The organism is Pseudomonas sp. TS_SC_3 (assembly GCF_056156225.1).
Genome location: NZ_CM149586.1, coordinates 3718584 through 3736385 on the forward strand (window position 1 = coordinate 3718584; position 17802 = coordinate 3736385).

Consider the following 17802-nt stretch of genomic DNA (forward strand, 5'->3'; position numbering starts at 1 on the left):
AGGCTCGCCAGCGCAGGTAATCGGACTGTCACAATTTCATAGTAGGCGTTGATCCCAATCATCATGAACAAAGAAACCGAAATCAAACTGCGGGTTAGCCGTGCAACGTTGGCTGCCCTGCGTGATCACCCGTTGCTGAAAAAACGCAACAAGAGTGGTTGGGAGCAGCGCGAACTGTTCAATCAGTATTTCGATACGCCCGAGCGTGACCTGGCTGCGGCCAAGGTCGCCCTGCGCGTGCGCCGTGACGGCGAGCAGTTTATCCAGACCCTGAAAACCCGTGGGCAGAGCGTGGCCGGTTTGTCCGAGCGTAATGAGTGGGACTGGAACCTGGCCGAGGCCAAGCTGGACCTGAATAAACTCGATGACAGCTGCTGGCCGGCGACCCTGGCTGAGTTGGACAAAACGCAGCTGGTGCCGATCTTCACCACCGACTTTATCCGCGAGAAGGCCGAAATCGCCTGGGGCCGTGGCAAGACCAAGGTGGTGATCGAGGCGGCGCTGGACCTGGGCAAGGTGATTGCCGGCGAAGGCGAAGAAGAAATCTGCGAGTTGGAGCTGGAGCTGCGTCAGGGTGAGCCTGAGGCGCTGCTGGAGCTGGCGGCGGAGCTGGCGGCCGACCTGGCGTTGATGCCGTGCGATATCAGCAAGGCTGAGCGCGGTTATCGTTTGTTTGATGCCAGCAGCTACAGCCTGAATCTGCCGGCCCCGAGCCTGAGCGTGGAAACCAGCCTGGATGACAGCGTGGCCGCGTTGGCCTGGCACCTGCTGGGCAGCAGCCAGCGCTTGGCCGAGCAATACCGTTTCAATGGCCATTGGCGTTTACTGGTCGAGTGGCTGGAACAGCTGATCGGTTTGCGCGCCCTGCTGGGTAGCCTCGGTCAAGCCGCACCGCGCGCCAGCAGCCATGCCTTGCGTGAATTGTTGGATGCCTTGCTGCTGGAATGGCGCCCGTGGGTGCAGGCCGGGCAGCAGGATGAGCAGGCGCGCAAGGACGCCCCGGCGCAATTTGCCGCCGAGCTCGAAGCCACCCGCTGGGGCTTATTCTCCCTCAGCACTTCGCGCTGGTTACTGGCGCGTAGCTGGACGGTTGAGCGTAATAACCGTGGCAATCGCCAAGGCGCCGCGCCGCTGGGTAACTGGCTGCCGACCCTGATTGCCGAAGAAGGTGACGCCTTGCAGCTGCGCCGTTATCAGCAGCAGCCGGAAGACCTCGCTGAACAGCTGCCGCGCATCGAGCGCTTGCTGGTCTGGCTGCGTCTGGCACGCGGGGTGTTGGTGGACGTGCCGGAAGTCGACCGCCTGTACGGCGAGTTGAACAAACTGCCCGACTTGGCCAATCAAGCCATCGACCCCGAGGTACTGGCGGCGCGCAAGGCGCAGCTATTGACCATCGGTTCGCTGAAAGCCTGGCGTCAGCTGGTCAAGTAAGACGGTTCAGTAGGAGGGGCTGGGCGGCATTCCGCTTTGGCGGCGAGCTTTTGGCTCTGCCGCGGCTATGACTGCATGGATGCAGAAGGGCGTGCGAGGCAGGATGCCCGAGCCGAAAGCCCCTCCCACGATTTGCCCTTATCGCTCAACTGCCATCACGAAAGCGCGCCCATACCGCGTCGCGGGTAGCGCTGTGCTTTTCCGGCAGGGTTTCCAGGGCGTGCAAGCGGCGTTTGGTGCTGCGATCCGGGTAGAGGTCGGGCAGGTTGCGCAGGGCTTCGTCGAGAAAGTCGCGGGAGTCGGCATTGCCGCTGGGGTACAGGGTTTCGGCGGTGATCAGTGCTGCCACCTTGGGCTGCATCAGGTAGTTGATAAAACGATGCGCCAGGTCAGGGCGTTTGGCGCTACTGGGGATGACCAGGCTGTCGATGAATAGCACGGAGCCTTCATCCGGCACCAGAAAACGTACCGGCTGGCCGGCATCAGCGGCGGCTAGCGCATCGCCAACCCAGGCCATGGCCACGCACAGCTTGCCCTGGTTAAGGTCGTCGATATAACGCTCGCTGTCGATATAGCGCAGGTTTGGCCGCAGGCCATCAAGTACCTGGCTGGCGCGCTCAATGCGCCCCGGCGAACTGCGCGCCATGCTGCGGCCTTGATAGCTCATTAGCACCGTCAGGGTTTCATCGGGTGCATCCAAAAGGCTGATACCGCAGCTGGCCAGTCGCGCGCTTTGCTCGGGGTCAAACAGCACACTCCAGCTGTTGGGCAGCGGCCCACCAAAGGCCGCTTCGGCCTGTGGCGTGTTGATCGCCAGGCCCACTGCGCCCCACAGATAGGGCAGCGCGTGGCGATTGGCCGGGTCGAGAGCGACCAGGGTGCTGAGCAGTTGTTTATCGAGGTGCTTGCGATTGGGCAGCAGGTTGAAATCCAGCGGTTGTAGCGTGCCGTTCTTAATCATCGCCGGCAGGGCATCGTGCGAGGGTACCGCGACGTCAATGGCTTCGCCGCTGGCCAGTACCTTTGCCAGTTCTTCCGCTGTGCTGAAGGTGTGGTACTCCACGCGAATGCCGGTCTCTGCCTGAAAATCCTTGAGCACCGACGGGGCGATGTAATCATTCCAGTTGTGGACGCGAATCACCTCTTCGGCGCTGGCCAGCAATGGCGTCAGGGCAAGCAGCAGTGAAGCAAACAGGCGAGGCATGGAGATCTCCTGAATAGGTTGAGGTCGCGTCAGCAGGAACTCGCGCCGCAGGTTGCCCGTCATCGCGCCTAGGCGTGAATAAAAGGGCAGGTGCTACGCAGCGTGCGGAATAAGAAATGGCCAGGAGCCATTTTTAACGTCGCGCAGCGACGGCCCGCAGGGTGGCCGCCATGGATGGCAGGCCATAAAAAAACGCCGGCTCAAAGGCCGGCGTTTGGGTGTTGCATCAAACTGTGTGCAAGTACCAGTTGTATTCGAGGTCGGAGATCGAGTTTTCAAACTCGGCCAACTCGCTTTCCTTACAGGCGACGAAGATATCGATGTATTTGGGGTCGATATACCGCGCCAGTACTTCGCTGTCGTCCAGCTCGCGCAGGGCATCGCGCAGGTTGTTCGGCAGGCTTTGTTCATTCTGCTCGTAGGAGTTGCCTTCCACGGGTGCGTTGGGCTCGATCTTGTTGGTCAGACCATGGTGCACGCCCGCCAACACCGCTGACATCAGCAGGTAGGGGTTGGCATCAGCGCCGGCAACCCGGTGTTCGATGCGCACCGCGTCGGCGGTGTCATTCGGCACTCGTAGGGCCACGGTACGGTTATCGATGCCCCAGCACGGCGAGTTCGGCACGTAATACTGCGCGCCGAAACGACGGTAGGAGTTGACGTTCGGGCAAAGGAACGCCATCGAGGCCGGCATGGTTTCCAATACGCCGCCGATGGCATGGCGCAGGGCATCATTCTGTTCCGGGTCTTCGCAGGCGAAGATGTTGTTGCCCTGCTTGTCGAGAATCGAAATATGCACATGCAAACCGTTACCCGCCTGGTTGGGGTACGGTTTGGCCATGAAGGTGGTGTCCATCTCATGGTCGTAAGCGATGTTCTTCACCAGGCGCTTGAGCAGCAGCGCGTGGTCGCAGGCCTTGATCGGGTCAGCAACGTGGTGCAGGTTGACCTCGAACTGCGCCGGGGCGCTTTCCTTGACGATGGCGTCAGCTGGGATGCCTTGCTCTTTGGCACCTTCAAGGATGTCCTGCAGGCACTCGGCGTATTCGTCGAGGTCGTCGATCAGGTACACCTGAGTCGAGTGCGGGCGTTTACCGGACAGAGGCGACAACGGCGGCTGCGGGCGGCCATTCACGTTGGCTTGGTCAATCAGGTAGAACTCAAGCTCGAACGCCGCACAAATGGTAAGGCCCAGTTCGTCGAACTTCTCAACCACCTGACGCAACACTTCCCGTGGGTCGGCAAAAAACGGCTCGCCTTCCATTTCATGCATGGTCATCAACAGTTGCGCGGTTGGGCGCTTCTGCCAAGGCTCATTGCTCAGGGTGTTGGGGATGGGAAAGCAGACCCGGTCCGCATCGCCGATATCCAGACCCAGGCCGGTGCTTTCTACCGTCGAGCCATTGATATCCAAGGCGAACAGGGACGCCGGAAGATTGATGCCGCGCTCATAAACCTTATGCAGGCTCGCGCGTTCGATACGCTTGCCGCGCACCACGCCATTCATATCTGCGATCAGAAGGTCGACGAACAAGACCTCAGGGTGTTTCTTAAGGAACGCGTTCGCTTCGTTAAGCTGAACGACACGCGGGGGTACAGACATGGTGCAACACCTTTTATGTTAAAAATATCAATCATGCAATTGCACAGACGTGAGTCAATCTTAAACACCTGATGGTGTCAAGCGAGGCCCGTCGTGCACCAGATTGGGGCTTTATGGCCATTTTTAGGGCGTTTCAGGGCAGTGAAGCCCTGCTGGAGCCCTTGTCTTTCGGGGTGCTCAGTAGGGTGTGTTCAATTTTTTACATGACTATTGTGAAAAAAAATGAACAAGGCTAAGCTCGAACGAAACCCATAACAGCAATAAAACGGGTGTCTCATGTCGCGCCAGCCGATAATCGGCGTTAGTGCCTGCACCAAGCAGATCGGGCACAACATCTATCACACTGCCGGTGATAAATACCTGCAGGCCATCGTTCAGGTGGTTGGCGGTATGCCAATCATCATCCCAGCGTTGGCTGAGCAACTGGATCAAGCTTACCTGCTGCAGCAACTCGATGGTTTGCTGTTCACCGGCTCACCGTCCAACGTTGAACCCCACCATTATGCTGGCGACGCCAGCGAACCTGGCACCGCCCATGATGCGGCGCGTGACAATACGACACTTCCTTTGATTAAAGCAGCAATTGCCGCCGGCATCCCGGTGCTGGGCATTTGCCGTGGCTTTCAGGAGATGAACGTCGCGTTTGGTGGCGCACTGCACCAGCGCGTGCATGAGGTCGAAGGGTTGATGGACCACCGCGAGCCTGCAGACCTTCCCGCAGAACAACAATATGGCCTGCGTCACGCGCTGCATGTGCAGCCGGGTGGGCTGCTCGCCGGCATCGGCTTGCCGGACGAGATTCAAGTTAATTCCATTCATGGCCAGGGCGTTCAGCGTCTGGCGCCGGGCCTTCATGTTGAAGCACTGGCGCCTGACGGGTTGATCGAAGCCTTCTCCGTCGAAGGTGCCAAAAGCTTTGCATTGGGGGTGCAATGGCACCCTGAATGGCAGGTACGATCTAACCCGAATTATCTCGCCATCTTCCAGGCCTTTGGTGAGGCTTGCAGGAAGAGGGCGGGGCAACGCTGAGGCGACTGTATATAAGTCGGCTCTAACCAACCCTGAGGTCTCTATGAGCACCAAATTAGACCAGCTTTCGAGCTGGCTGAAAGAACGCAAAATCACCGAAGTTGAATGCCTGATCAGCGATCTCACCGGCATTGCCCGTGGCAAGATTTCGCCGACCAACAAGTTCCTCGACGAAAAGGGCATGCGCCTCCCCGAGAGTGTGCTGCTGCAGACCGTAACCGGCGACTACGTCGAGGACGACATCTATTACGACCTGCTCGACGAAGCGGACATCGACATGTTCTGCCGCCCCGACGAGAACGCGGCTTTCCTGGTGCCGTGGGCCATTGAGCCGACTGCCATGGTGATTCACGACACCTTCGACAAGCAGGGCAACCCGATTGAGCTGTCGCCGCGCAACATTCTCAAGAATGTGCTCAAGCTCTACGCTGATAAAGGCTGGAAGCCGATCGTGGCGCCGGAAATGGAGTTCTACCTGACCAAGCGCAACAGCGACCCGGATTTCCCGCTGGTTGCGCCGATGGGCCGTTCCGGTCGCCCGGAAGTGGGCCGTCAGTCGTTCTCCATCGATGCGGCTAACGAATTCGACCCGTTGTTCGAAGACGTCTATGACTGGTGTGAAATCCAGGGGCTGGACCTCGATACGTTGATCCACGAAGACGGCCCGGCGCAGATGGAAATCAACTTCCGTCATGGCGAAGCCCTGCACCTGGCCGATCAGATCACCGTGTTCAAGCGCACCATGCGTGAAGCGGCGCTCAAGCACGACGTGGCCGCCACCTTTATGGCCAAGCCGATTACCGATCAGCCGGGCAGCGCCATGCACATCCACCAGAGTGTGGTGGACATCAAAACCGGGCAAAACCTGTTCTCCAATGCCGATGGCAGCATGAGCGAGCTGTTTATGCAGCACATCGGTGGCCTGCAGAAGTACATCCCCGAGCTGCTGCCGCTGTTCGCGCCGAACGTCAACTCGTTCCGTCGCTTCCTGCCGGACACCTCGGCGCCGGTGAACGTTGAGTGGGGCGAAGAGAACCGCACCGTGGGCCTGCGCGTACCCGAAGCCACGCCGCAGAACCGCCGCGTGGAAAACCGCTTGGCCGGTGCCGACGCCAACCCGTACCTGGTCCTCGCCGCCTCCCTGTTGTGCGGTTACATGGGCATGGTCGATGGCCTGCAACCGAGCGTGCCGGTCAAAGGCCGTGGTTATGAGCGCCGCAACCTGCGTCTGCCGATCACCATCGAGCACGCGCTGGAACGCATGGAAGCCTGTAAGGACGCGGAGAAGTACCTGGGCGAGAAGTTTATGCGCGGCTATGTCGCGGTTAAGCGGGCCGAGCACGAGAACTACAAGCGTGTGATCAGCTCCTGGGAACGCGAGTTCCTGCTGCTGTCGGTGTAACCGTTAGGTGGCTGGCGTGGGTGATCCCTGCGCCAGCTGCTGCCAAGAATTTTCTGGGGCTGCCGCAACCTGCAGCCTGTGTAATCAAGGTGTCGTTATGAACAGTCAAGTGACCAATCCAAAAACCCGTGAGTGGCAGGCCATGAGCCGTGAGCACCACCTCGCGCCGTTCAGTGACTTCAAGCAACTGGCGGAAAACGGGCCGCGCATTATTACCAAGGCCGACGGCGTGTACCTGTGGGACAGCGAGGGCAACAAGATCCTCGATGCCATGGCCGGGCTTTGGTGTGTGGCGATTGGGTATGGTCGCAAAGAGCTGGCAGACGCCGCCGCGAAACAGATGCAAGAGCTGCCTTACTACAACATGTTCTTCCAGACCGCTACGCCACCGGCGCTGGAGCTGGCCAAGGCGATTTCTGAGCTGGCTCCGGCCGGCATGAACCATGTGTTTTTCACCGGTTCGGGCTCGGAAGGCAACGACACCATGCTGCGTATGGTGCGCCATTACTGGGCGATCAAGGGCCAGTCGAACAAGAAGGTGATCATCAGCCGGGTCAACGGCTACCACGGTTCCACCGTGGCCGGCGCGAGCCTAGGCGGCATGAAGTACATGCACGAGCAGGGCGATTTGCCGATTCCGGGCATTGTGCACATCCCGCAGCCGTACTGGTTTGCCGAGGGCGGCGACATGAGCCCCGAGGCGTTCGGTATCTGGGCGGCTGACCAGCTGGAAGCGAAGATTCTCGAAGTAGGCGAAGACAACGTTGCCGCCTTTATTGCCGAGCCGATCCAGGGCGCGGGTGGGGTGATCATTCCGCCAGACAGCTACTGGCCGCGCATCCGCGAAATTCTCGCCAAGTACGACATTCTGTTTGTCGCCGATGAAGTGATTTGCGGGTTTGGCCGCACCGGCGAATGGTTCGGCAGCGATTACTTCGGCAATACCCCGCACATGATGACCATCGCCAAGGGCCTAACCAGCGGCTACATCCCGATGGGCGGCCTGATTGTGCGTGACGACATTGTTGACGTGCTCAACCAGGGTGGCGACTTCAATCACGGTTTCACCTACTCCGGGCATCCGGTGGCGGCGGCGGTGGCTCTGGAGAACCTGCGAATTCTGCGTGAAGAAAAGATTGTTGAGCGGGTTAAAGCCGAAACGGCACCGTATTTGCAAAAGCGTTTACGTGAGTTGGCGGATCACCCACTGGTGGGTGAAGTGCGTGGCGTTGGCATGTTGGGCGCCATTGAGCTGGTGCAGGACAAAGCCAGCCGTAAGCGTTTCGCGGGTGACGTGGGCGTGGGCATGATCTGCCGCGGTCACTGCTTTAATAATGGTCTGATCATGCGTGCCGTCGGCGACACCATGATCATTTCGCCGCCGCTGGTAATTAGCCATGCGGAAATTGATGAACTAGTTGATAAGGCGCGTAAATGCCTTGATCTGACCGCTGCAGAGGTGCTGGTTTAAGGGTTATTAGCCTTTGTTTTCAGGCGCTTACGTCTGAAAGTTGTAAACGGGTGGTGACCTTGCCAGACTGCGCCAATGCGTTGGTCAGGCTCACCGGAAGGTGCTGCAGATGGCTGCGCATCTTCCGGAAATGACTACAACAACAGGAGCTGTACGCATGAAAACATTCGGCAAAACCCTTCTCGCGTTGTCCCTTGCTGGGGCTGTGATGAGTGCCGCGCACGCGGATAACAAGGTCCTGCACGTTTACAACTGGTCCGACTACATCGCAGAAGACACCATCGATAACTTCCAGAAGGAAACCGGCATCAAGGTCGTCTATGACGTCTTTGACAGCAACGAAACCCTGGAAGCCAAATTGCTGGCCGGTAGCTCCGGTTACGACATCGTCGTACCGTCCAACCCATTCCTGGCCAAGCAGATCAAGGCCGGCGTTTACCAGAAGCTGGATAAAACCAAGCTGCCTAACTGGGACAACCTCGACAAGAACCTGCTCAAGGCCCTCGACCCAAGCGACCCAGGCAACCTGTATTCGATTCCCTACATGTGGGGCACCATCGGTATTGGTTACAACGTCGACAAGGTTAAAGCTGCGCTCGGCACCGATGCGCCGATCAACTCCTGGGACCTGGTGTTCAAGCCAGAAAACATGGCCAAGCTGAAAGAGTGCGGCGTGTCTTTCTTGGATTCGCCGACCGAAATCCTCCCGGCTGCGCTCAACTACCTGGGCTTTAAACCGGACAGCACCGATGCCGGCGAGCTGAAGAAAGCGGAAGAACTGTTCCTCTCGATCCGCTCCTCAACCGCCTACTTCCACAGCTCCAAGTACATTGGCGACCTGGCCAACGGCAATATCTGCGTGGCGATCGGCTACTCGGGTGACCTGTACCAGTCCAAGTCCCGCGCGGAAGAAGCCAAAAACGGTGTGAACATTTCCTACAGTATCCCGAAAGAAGGTGCTGGCAGCTTCTTCGACATGTTGGCCATCCCGGCTGATGCGAAAAACGTTGAAGCCGCGCACGTGTTCCTCAACTACCTGATGAAGCCAGAAGTCATGGCCAACATCACCAACGTTGTGCAGTTCCCCAACGGCAACGCGGCGGCCACCCCGCTGGTTGACGATGTGCTGCGTAACGACCCGGGCATCTACCCAGACGCCGCCACCATGGCCAAGATCTACACCTTCCCGGACCTGCCCGCCAAAGCGCAGCGCGCAATGACTCGCAGCTGGACCAAGATCAAGTCAGGCCGTTAATACCATAGCCATAGCGCAGGGACGGGTTCGCCTGCCCTTGCGCCCTACAACAATAAGGAAGCTCCTATGCGTCGTACTCCTCTTCTGGCCGGCCTGTTGGCCACCGCCGTAAGCATCAGCGCCGTGCAAGCCGCCGAGCCTGTGGTCAAGATCTACAACTGGTCTGACTATGTCGGTGAAACCACTCTGGCTGACTTCCAGAAAGCGACTGGTATCAAGGCCCTGTACGACGTCTTTGACAGCAATGAAACCCTGGAAGGCAAACTGCTGGCGGGCCGCTCCGGCTACGACATCGTGGTGCCGACCAACCATTTCCTCGGCAAGCAGATCAAGGCGGGTGCTTTCCAGAAGCTCGACCGCAGCCAGCTGCCGAACTGGGATAACCTCGACCCGAAGCTGCTTAAACAGCTGGAAAACAACGATCCCGGTAACCACTATGCGGTGCCCTACCTCTGGGGGACCAATGGCATTGGCTACAACGTGGCCAAGATCAAAGAAGTGCTCGGCGTCGACACGATCGACTCCTGGGCCACGGTGTTCGAGCCGGAAAATATGCAGAAGCTCGCCACCTGTGGCGTGAGCTTCCTCGACTCAGCCGATGAAATGATTCCGGCTGCGCTCAACTACATGGGGCTCGACGCCAACACCCGCAATGCGGCCGACTACGCCAAGGCTGAAGCCAAGCTGCTGGCCGTACGTCCTTACGTGACCTACTTCCACAGCTCCAAGTACATCGGTGACTTGGCCAATGGCGATATTTGCGTGGCGGTCGGTTTCTCTGGCGACATCCTGCAGGCGGCTGATCGTGCTGAAGAAGCCGGCAAAGGCGTCGAAATCGCCTACAGCATCCCCAAAGAAGGCGCCAACCTGTGGTTTGACATGCTCGCCATCCCAGTGGATGCCAGCAACTCGAAAGAAGCCCACGCGTTTATCAACTTCCTGCTCGACCCAGCCGCCATTGCCGGCGTCAGTGATTACGTCGGCTATGCCAACCCCAATACCAAGGCCGGCGAGCTGATGGACCCAGAGGTGTTTAACGATGTGTCGGTATACCCGCCACAAGTCGTATTGGACAAGCTGTATATCTCGGCGGAATTGCCGGTCAAGGTGCAGCGTTTAATGACGCGCAGCTGGACCAAGGTTAAATCAGGAAAATAAATTCAAAACGCCCGGCCACCTTGGCTGGGCGCTACTTTTGCGGGAGTGTTGGGAATGGCAGTTGCTTCCAGTGCCTATAAAAAAGTGCTTGAAGGCGATCAGCAACCGAAACAGGTGTTGGTCAAAATCGAGCGCGTTACCAAGAAGTTTGATGAAACGATTGCCGTAGATGACGTTTCGCTGACCATCAACAAGGGTGAGATTTTCGCCCTGCTCGGTGGCTCGGGCTCGGGTAAATCGACGCTGCTGCGCATGCTCGCGGGCTTCGAACGTCCGACCGAAGGGCGCATTCTGCTCGACGGTGAAGACATCACCGACCTGCCGCCTTACGAGCGTCCGATCAACATGATGTTCCAGTCCTACGCCTTGTTTCCGCACATGACCGTGGCTGAGAACATCGCCTTTGGCCTCAAGCAGGACAAAATGGCCAAGGCGGAAATCAGTGCCCGCGTCGATGAAATGCTCAAGCTGGTGCACATGAGCCAGTACGCCAAGCGCAAACCTCACCAGTTGTCCGGTGGCCAGCGTCAGCGTGTGGCCCTGGCTCGTTCCCTGGCCAAACGGCCGAAGCTGCTGCTGCTCGACGAGCCAATGGGTGCTCTGGACAAGAAGCTGCGCTCACAGATGCAGCTTGAGCTTGTCGAGATCATCGAGCGCGTCGGCGTAACCTGCGTCATGGTTACACACGACCAGGAAGAGGCCATGACCATGGCCCAGCGCATCGCCATCATGCACCTGGGCTGGATTGCTCAGATCGGCAGCCCGGTGGACATTTACGAAACGCCGACCAGCCGCCTGGTGTGCGAATTCATCGGCAACGTCAACCTGTTCGAAGGCACGGTGGTTGAGGACATGGAAGATCATGCCCTTATCGACAGCCCTGACCTGGAGCACAACATCTACGTCGGCCACGGGGTTAACACCTCGGTGCAAGACAAGAGCATCACCTACGCCATCCGCCCGGAAAAAATGCTGTTCAGCACCGAGCAGCCCAGCTACCAATACAACTGGTCGCGCGGCACTGTGCATGACATCGCCTACCTGGGCGGCCACTCGGTGTTTTACGTACAACTGCCGAGCGGCAAGATTGTTCAGTCATTTGTGGCCAACGCCGAGCGGCGCGGCGCACGACCCACCTGGGACGACGAAGTGTACGTCTGGTGGGAGGATGACAGCGGGGTAACCTTACGCACATGAACATCATCCGAAGCATCAGCCGCCGTATGCCAACGGGCCGGCACCTGGTAATCGGGGTGCCCTTCCTCTGGCTGTTCCTGTTCTTCCTGCTGCCTTTCATCATTGTGATGAAAATCAGCTTTGCCGAAGCCGATGTGGCCATCCCGCCGTACACCGAGGTGTTCAGCTGGGCGGAAAACACCTTCACGCTGATCATCAACCTGGGCAACTACATCTTCCTCAGTGAAGACGCGCTGTATTTGGCGGCCTACATAGGCTCGCTGAAGATCGCCGCCATCAGCACGGTGCTCTGCCTGCTGATCGGTTTCCCGATGGCTTACTCCATCGCACGGGCCGACAAGGCCAAGCAGATGGTGTTGCTGCTGTTGATCATGATGCCTACCTGGACGGCGATCCTGATCCGCGTGTATGCCTGGATGGGCATCCTCAGCAACAACGGCCTGCTCAATGGCTTCCTGATGTGGCTGGGGGTGATTAACGAGCCGCTACAGATCCTCAACACCAACTTGGCGGTGTACATCGGTATCGTCTATTCGTACCTACCCTTCATGATTCTGCCGCTGTTCGCCAACCTGGTAAAACACGATCAGAGCCTGCTGGAAGCCGCCTCGGACCTGGGTTCGAGCACCTTCAACAGCTTCTGGAAAATCACCGTGCCGCTGGCCAAAAACGGCATTATCGCCGGCTGCATGCTGGTGTTTATCCCGGTGGTGGGTGAGTTCGTGATTCCTGAGCTGCTCGGTGGCCCGGAAACCCTGATGATCGGCAAAGTGCTGTGGCAGGAGTTCTTCAATAACCGTGACTGGCCGGTAGCTTCCGCCCTGGCGGTGGTCATGCTGGCGATCCTGATCGTGCCCATCATCCTGTTTAACCGTAACCAAGCGAAAGAGATGGAGGGCCGGCCATGAAGCGTTTTAGTTTCTCCAACTTTATGTTGTGGGCCGGTCTGATCTTTATCTACCTGCCGATGCTGATCCTGGTGATCTATTCGTTCAACGAATCGCGCCTGGTCACGGTGTGGGGCGGCTGGTCGGTGAAGTGGTACGTCGGCTTGCTCGATAACAGTCAGCTGATGAGTGCGGTGATGCGCTCGCTGGAAATTGCCTGCTACACCGCGATTGCCGCCGTAGCGTTGGGCACCATGGCCGCCTTTGTGCTGACCCGCGTGACCCGCTTCAAGGGCCGCACGCTGTTCGGTGGCCTGGTCACCGCGCCGCTGGTAATGCCCGAGGTGATCACCGGTCTGTCGCTGTTGCTGCTGTTCGTGGCCATGGCCCAGCTTATTGGCTGGCCTGCCGAGCGCGGCGTGCTGACCATCTGGATCGCCCACACCACCTTCTGTTCGGCCTACGTGGCCGTGGTGGTGTCGTCGCGCCTGCGTGAGCTGGACCTGTCCATCGAAGAAGCAGCCATGGACCTGGGTGCCAAACCCTGGAAGGTGTTCTTCCTGATCACCATCCCGATGATCGCGCCGTCCCTGGCAGCCGGCGGCATGATGTCCTTCGCCCTGTCGCTGGACGACTTGGTACTCGCCAGCTTCGTCTCCGGGCCTGGTTCAACCACCCTGCCGATGGAAGTCTTCTCTGCCGTGCGTTTGGGCGTGAAGCCAGAAATCAACGCGGTAGCCAGTTTGATCCTGTTGGCGGTGTCGTTTGCCACCTTCCTGGTCTGGTTCTTCGCTCACCGCTCTGAAGAGAAGCGCAAGAAGGCCTTGCAGCAAGCCATGGATGAAACCACTGGCGCCCACCTGCAAAGTGGCCCGGACAGCCGCCGTGACCCGTCGCAAGTGCATGCCTGATCGCGCCGCGCGGTAAAGCAAAAGGGCCACATTCGTGGCCCTTTTTCGTTGGCAATTCAGCCGTTGTTGCGTGCCGCGAAGGCCGGCTTGCTCGTGGCAAGTCTTAGCGACCTAGGCTGAGCGGCGTCTAGCGTTGTTTGTACTGCGTTGGGCAATAGCCGCGACTGACATTGGGGTCGCGCAGTTGCAGGTGTTTGGTCTGTCGCCCGCTGACCCGCGCGCGCCACAACCGGAAGCTGCCCGGCTTGAGGCTGCGCCGCATCAGTGCGATCACGTCACTTTCACCCAGGCCAAACTGCGACTCAATCGCCTCAAAAGGCGTTCGATCTTCCCAGGCCATCTCGATAACCCGCGACCATTCATGTTCTGTCAGTACCATCGTGCACCTCTTGACCGTATGACCTTTGCTCTTGGTTTGATCGGTTTTGCGGCCTTGGCTCGCGCCACATGCGGCCCAGCGCTCGGGGCCTTCAAGCGGCATGCAGGTGGGCGCCAGCATACCGCTTCACTAAGTGCGCCGCACACCTTGCTGGCGAGCCGAGGAAGTAGCCCAGCGGCCCTGGCCCAAATCATCAACCGTGTCGCGAATGGGGTGGCCAGCCCGCGCCGTAACGCCATTAGCCGTGGATTCAGAGCAGAGGCTGCCGAGAACCCTAGCCTTGATTTGCATGCGCGGGTAGCGAAATCCGGGCCGAACCAATGGCCGCCTTTATCCGGTTGATCAGTGCGCCGTCTGCGTTGCAGGGAGCAGGGCTCACAAGGCCGAGGGCACCCGTTCGGGTAGCCCTTTAGGCACTCGGTAGCGTCGCAACAGGGATCGACTCGACGTCGCGAATCACCTGGCGTTGCGGTATGTAATCAAGCAGCAGGTCGGTTTCCTTTTTGACCACCGAGTAGCACTCGCAACTCAGCGTCTCAAGTTTTGGCCGATCAAGCACTTTGATCAATCCGCGTGCATAGGAAATGACGCCGAGCTGTTGCAACTTCAGCGCGGCCTGGGTCACGCCCTCGCGGCGCACGCCCAGCATGTTGCCAATAAATTCCTGGGTCATGGTCAGGTGGTTGTGCGACAGACGATCCATGGACAGCAGCAGCCAGCGGCAGAGCTGTTGGTCGATCGAGTGGTGACGGTTGCAGACGGCGGTCTGCGAGACCTGCGTAATCAGCGCCTGGGTATAGCGCAGCATTAACATCAACAGCTGGCCGTGGCGGTTGAACTCTTCTTTTACCCGCAGCCTGGGCAGCCGATAGGCGTAACCAGCACTTTGTACCAGCGAGCGGCTCGGCGTGCTTTCCCCGCCCATCAGCAAGCTGATGCCAAGCAAGCCTTCGTTGCCCACCACAAGGATCGCGGTCGAGGCGCCGTTTTCCATCACGTATTGCAGCGAAACGATGGCGTCAGTCGGGAAGTAAACATGGCGCATCGGCCGTCGTGACTCATACAACACCGCGCGCAGCGGCAACTTCACCAGTTCCAGGTGAGGGAATAAACGGGTTTGCACCTCGGGCGACAAGGCTGCCAGCAGATGGTTTTGCTGTGGTTCGGGCTGAGGTTTAGCGGACATTTAGGTGCTCTTGGCACTGAATCATTAAAGGTGTGGGCTTGAGCACCAACAGCATACTCCTTGTCCGCTGCGAACTCAGTGCAGAACCCCACATAAGACCTGGTATGAACGCCGTCAGGGCAATCCACGCCTGGCCTGGCGGCCTACTGTGGCGCAGTGCCATCGTGCTCTGTAATGCCTGCAAACGTATGCCTGCGCAGGATAATAATCGTGGCATTTACGCTAGGCGCTACAGCGACCCGGGCGCTGCTTGTCCAGGGCAATCTGCAGCACCCGAGTGCCCTGCTTAGGGGCGCAGTATCAGTTGGCTGCGGCTGTTGGCTTTAATCGCTTCGGCACCCAGGTGCATGAGCACGTATTCACCGCGTATATAGGCTTCGGCCTGGTCTTTGTAGTGCTTGTCGAACAACGTGCCGCTTTGGCCTACGGGGTTGATACCCAGTGCGCTGCCGGCGTCGGCCAGGTCGATCAAGCGGCGGGTTGAGGGGCCATACACCACAGACCAGGGTGCAGGGCCGATGGGTTGTGAGAGGTTGTTCGGCGTTTCATGGCCGCCCGGCGCAGCGAACGGGCCGACGTTGAACAGTTTATCCAGTGGCTGTTGCTGGCCCAGCGGATGACTATGGGTGAGGGTATGCACGTTGCCCCAAGGCCATTGAGTGGCATCACGACCCAGTGTGCTGCGCAGGTGCGCCAGGCTGGCTTGCCAAGCGGCTTTGACAGTGTCGGCGCGGCTTTCTACGGCGTCACTGCCGCGCTTGTCCCACCACGGCGAGGCCGCATCGGCCGCCAGGCGCGGCAGGGCGCTGTCGAGTACACGGGTTTGCAGCAGGTTGCTGAAAAAGGCCTCGCTCAGTTCATCGGCCATGGCCTCAACCGTCAGTTGGTAAACCAGCTGGTTGAACAGTGTCGCGGCTGTTGTGTCGAGTGTGTGTTGGCCGTCCCAGCTCAACAGTTGCTCAACCAGGGCGTGCTCCTCGGCATCAGCCGCTGCGGCGCGCAGATCGGCGGCCAGCGGGGCGAGCAGGCGTTGTGGATAACCCGTGCCGGGTTCCAGTTGCAGGGCCTGGCTGTTGTTCAAGTCCCATTTCACGCTGTTGTCGCTGAGGCGGTCATTCAGACGTTGGCCGCGATCAGGCAGGTTGTAGTAGCCGGGAATCGCCATGCCGGTAGGCGATACGGGCTGGTAGTTGGCCGAGACGATATAACCGCGCGCGGGGTTCTCTTCCTGCGGGTTGGCGCTGAAAGGGAAGTAGCCGTCTTTCTCCGCTTCGCCGCTGGCGCCATCGAGGATAAAGCTCGGGTTGACCCCAGCCGGGCGGCGCGGCAGTTTCGCCGCGGCCCACCAGCCGATATCGCCGCTGGCATTGGCCCAGACGATATTCAGGCCGGGGGCTTCAATGTGCTCCACCGCGCGGCGGGCTTTGGCCAGGCTGTCGGCGCGGTTGAGTTGATAGAAGCCGTCAAGAATAGGGTTCTCGGTTTCGAGAAACGCCCACCACATGGCAATCGGTGTGCTGCCGGCGGTTTCGCCCAAGGCGCTGTTGATGATCGGGCCGTGTGGTGAGCGGCGGATGGTCAGGCTGACGGGGTCAGCATCTTTAACGTTGATCTGCTCTTTACGGCTTTGCAGCTCGACCCACTGGCCGCGATACCAAACTTGGTTGGGCTTGTCTGGGTTGGTGGTCTCAGCAATCAGGTCGAGGTCGTCGTTCTGGAACATGGTCAGGCTCCAGGCGAACGCCTGGTTATGCCCCAGCGAAGCCACCGGGTTGAGCGCTTGGTGGTGGCCGTACAGGCTGAAACCGGGGTAGCTGAGGTTGGCCTCGTACCACACCGATGGCACCGCGAAGCGGATATGCGGGTCGCCGGCCAGCAGCGGTTTACCGCTGGCCGTGCGGCTACCGGACACCGCCCAGGCGTTACTGCCTTCAAATTGCGGCAGGCCGGCCTCCTGCAAAGCTGCCAGGCTCAGATCGGCGATGGCATTCAGGTCTTGCCAGTCGCCTGCGGCCAGTTGTTGCGTGACCACGCCCTGCGGGTGCCAGTCGAGGTCGAAGACGTTAAGGTAATCGGCGCCCAGCTGGTCGCGGATATGCGTCAGCACCGGCTCCGTACGGAAGGCGGCGGCGAAGCTGTAGGCCATGTAGCCGGCGACGCTGAGGGTATCGGCGGTGGTAAAGGGGCGTTTTTCAATACCCAGCACATCAAACTCAATCGGCGCGGGGTTATTGGCCTGGTATTGGTTGATGCCGTCCAGGTAGGCCACCAGCGCTTTGCTCGACGCGGCGTCCATGTCCATTTTTGCCGCATAGCGGTCGGCGTGTTCACGAATGCCCAGGGTGCGGAACAACCGGTCTGTGTCGACCAGCGTGCTGCCAAGAATCTCCGCCAATTCCCCACGGGCCAGGCGCCGCAGAATTTCCATTTGGAACAGGCGGTCTTGGGCGTGCACATAACCCAATGCGCGATACAAGTCGGCCTCGTGTTGCGCCTGAATGTGCGGTACGCCGCGCGAGTCGTAATCCACCGTGACTGGCGCCTGCAGCGCGCTGAGGTGCAGCTCACCGGCACGTTGCGGCTGCTTGCTGTCGATGTACCAGTAAGCGCCGCCAGCGGTGGCAGCAACGATTATGGCCAGGGCAGTCAGGGTGCGTTTCATCGGTGTTCCTTGTTATAGGTTTACCCG

The 17802-nt window shown here is 59.3% G+C and carries 14 protein-coding genes; 9 read left to right on the forward strand and 5 right to left on the reverse strand.

Going from position 1 to position 17802, the window contains the following annotated elements:
• Positions 1–63 precede the first annotated feature (63 nt).
• Positions 64–1431 (forward strand): CYTH domain-containing protein, encoded by a 1368-nt coding sequence (locus tag AC0J6G_RS17475; protein WP_475249897.1) that lies wholly within the window; start codon positions 64–66, stop codon positions 1429–1431.
• Between the two features lie 145 nt (positions 1432–1576).
• Here the strand turns inward: AC0J6G_RS17475 and AC0J6G_RS17480 are convergent, their stop codons facing one another.
• Both AC0J6G_RS17480 and AC0J6G_RS17485 read right to left on the reverse strand, forming a co-directional pair.
• Positions 1577–2635: an extracellular solute-binding protein gene (locus AC0J6G_RS17480; RefSeq protein ID WP_475249899.1), complete on the reverse strand. Its 1059-nt coding sequence runs from the start codon at positions 2633–2635 to the stop codon at positions 1577–1579.
• 226 nt (positions 2636–2861) lie between these two features.
• Positions 2862–4238 carry a glutamine synthetase family protein gene (locus tag AC0J6G_RS17485; protein ID WP_475249901.1) on the reverse strand — a complete coding sequence of 459 codons (1377 nt, stop codon included), beginning with the start codon at positions 4236–4238 and terminating at the stop codon, positions 2862–2864.
• Positions 4239–4514: 276 nt separating this feature from the next.
• Here AC0J6G_RS17485 and AC0J6G_RS17490 point away from each other — a divergent pair, with 276 nt between their 5' ends.
• From AC0J6G_RS17490 to AC0J6G_RS17525, 8 genes are all read left to right on the forward strand, one after another.
• Positions 4515–5267: a gamma-glutamyl-gamma-aminobutyrate hydrolase family protein gene (locus AC0J6G_RS17490; protein WP_475249903.1), complete on the forward strand. Its 753-nt coding sequence runs from the start codon at positions 4515–4517 to the stop codon at positions 5265–5267.
• 43 nt (positions 5268–5310) lie between these two features.
• On the forward strand, positions 5311–6669 hold the full coding sequence (locus AC0J6G_RS17495; protein WP_475249905.1) for a glutamine synthetase family protein: 1359 nt from the start codon (positions 5311–5313) through the stop codon (positions 6667–6669).
• Between the two features lie 97 nt (positions 6670–6766).
• Positions 6767–8140 carry an aspartate aminotransferase family protein gene (locus AC0J6G_RS17500; protein ID WP_475249907.1) on the forward strand — a complete coding sequence of 458 codons (1374 nt, stop codon included), beginning with the start codon at positions 6767–6769 and terminating at the stop codon, positions 8138–8140.
• A gap of 157 nt (positions 8141–8297) precedes the next feature.
• On the forward strand, positions 8298–9395 hold the full coding sequence (locus AC0J6G_RS17505; protein ID WP_475249909.1) for an extracellular solute-binding protein: 1098 nt from the start codon (positions 8298–8300) through the stop codon (positions 9393–9395).
• 66 nt (positions 9396–9461) lie between these two features.
• Positions 9462–10553 carry a polyamine ABC transporter substrate-binding protein gene (locus AC0J6G_RS17510; protein ID WP_475249911.1) on the forward strand — a complete coding sequence of 364 codons (1092 nt, stop codon included), beginning with the start codon at positions 9462–9464 and terminating at the stop codon, positions 10551–10553.
• 54 nt (positions 10554–10607) lie between these two features.
• The gene (gene potA, locus AC0J6G_RS17515; RefSeq protein WP_475249913.1) at positions 10608–11750 is read left to right on the forward strand and encodes a polyamine ABC transporter ATP-binding protein; all 1143 of its coding nucleotides are present in this window, start codon (positions 10608–10610) and stop codon (positions 11748–11750) included.
• Positions 11751–11776: 26 nt separating this feature from the next.
• On the forward strand, positions 11777–12658 hold the full coding sequence (locus AC0J6G_RS17520) for an ABC transporter permease subunit (protein WP_475253811.1): 882 nt from the start codon (positions 11777–11779) through the stop codon (positions 12656–12658).
• Positions 12655–13548 carry an ABC transporter permease subunit gene (locus AC0J6G_RS17525; protein WP_475249915.1) on the forward strand — a complete coding sequence of 298 codons (894 nt, stop codon included), beginning with the start codon at positions 12655–12657 and terminating at the stop codon, positions 13546–13548. The genes AC0J6G_RS17520 and AC0J6G_RS17525 overlap by 4 nt, the downstream gene beginning before the upstream one ends.
• Before the next feature lie 127 nt (positions 13549–13675).
• Here AC0J6G_RS17525 and AC0J6G_RS17530 read toward each other — a convergent pair whose 3' ends face one another.
• The 3 genes from AC0J6G_RS17530 to AC0J6G_RS17540 all read right to left on the reverse strand — a co-directional run bounded on the left by AC0J6G_RS17530 (position 13676) and on the right by AC0J6G_RS17540 (position 17775).
• Positions 13676–13927, reverse strand: a complete 252-nt coding sequence (locus AC0J6G_RS17530) for a TIGR03643 family protein (RefSeq protein WP_475249917.1) — start codon at positions 13925–13927, stop codon at positions 13676–13678.
• A gap of 409 nt (positions 13928–14336) precedes the next feature.
• Positions 14337–15113 (reverse strand): Crp/Fnr family transcriptional regulator, encoded by a 777-nt coding sequence (locus AC0J6G_RS17535; RefSeq protein ID WP_475249919.1) that lies wholly within the window; start codon positions 15111–15113, stop codon positions 14337–14339.
• Between the two features lie 286 nt (positions 15114–15399).
• Entirely contained in the window at positions 15400–17775 is a 2376-nt protein-coding gene (locus AC0J6G_RS17540) for a penicillin acylase family protein (RefSeq protein WP_475249921.1), read from the reverse strand.
• Positions 17776–17802 lie beyond the last annotated feature (27 nt).

Coding starts and splice junctions, on each gene's coding strand:
- AC0J6G_RS17475 (WP_475249897.1), top strand. CDS start 64: ATGAACAAAGAAACCGAAATCAAACTGCGGGTTAGCCGTGCAACGTTG.
- AC0J6G_RS17480 (WP_475249899.1), bottom strand. CDS start 2,635: ATGCCTCGCCTGTTTGCTTCACTGCTGCTTGCCCTGACGCCATTGCTG.
- AC0J6G_RS17485 (WP_475249901.1), bottom strand. CDS start 4,238: ATGTCTGTACCCCCGCGTGTCGTTCAGCTTAACGAAGCGAACGCGTTC.
- AC0J6G_RS17490 (WP_475249903.1), top strand. CDS start 4,515: ATGTCGCGCCAGCCGATAATCGGCGTTAGTGCCTGCACCAAGCAGATC.
- AC0J6G_RS17495 (WP_475249905.1), top strand. CDS start 5,311: ATGAGCACCAAATTAGACCAGCTTTCGAGCTGGCTGAAAGAACGCAAA.
- AC0J6G_RS17500 (WP_475249907.1), top strand. CDS start 6,767: ATGAACAGTCAAGTGACCAATCCAAAAACCCGTGAGTGGCAGGCCATG.
- AC0J6G_RS17505 (WP_475249909.1), top strand. CDS start 8,298: ATGAAAACATTCGGCAAAACCCTTCTCGCGTTGTCCCTTGCTGGGGCT.
- AC0J6G_RS17510 (WP_475249911.1), top strand. CDS start 9,462: ATGCGTCGTACTCCTCTTCTGGCCGGCCTGTTGGCCACCGCCGTAAGC.
- potA (WP_475249913.1), top strand. CDS start 10,608: ATGGCAGTTGCTTCCAGTGCCTATAAAAAAGTGCTTGAAGGCGATCAG.
- AC0J6G_RS17520 (WP_475253811.1), top strand. CDS start 11,777: ATGCCAACGGGCCGGCACCTGGTAATCGGGGTGCCCTTCCTCTGGCTG.
- AC0J6G_RS17525 (WP_475249915.1), top strand. CDS start 12,655: ATGAAGCGTTTTAGTTTCTCCAACTTTATGTTGTGGGCCGGTCTGATC.
- AC0J6G_RS17530 (WP_475249917.1), bottom strand. CDS start 13,927: ATGGTACTGACAGAACATGAATGGTCGCGGGTTATCGAGATGGCCTGG.
- AC0J6G_RS17535 (WP_475249919.1), bottom strand. CDS start 15,113: ATGTCCGCTAAACCTCAGCCCGAACCACAGCAAAACCATCTGCTGGCA.
- AC0J6G_RS17540 (WP_475249921.1), bottom strand. CDS start 17,775: ATGAAACGCACCCTGACTGCCCTGGCCATAATCGTTGCTGCCACCGCT.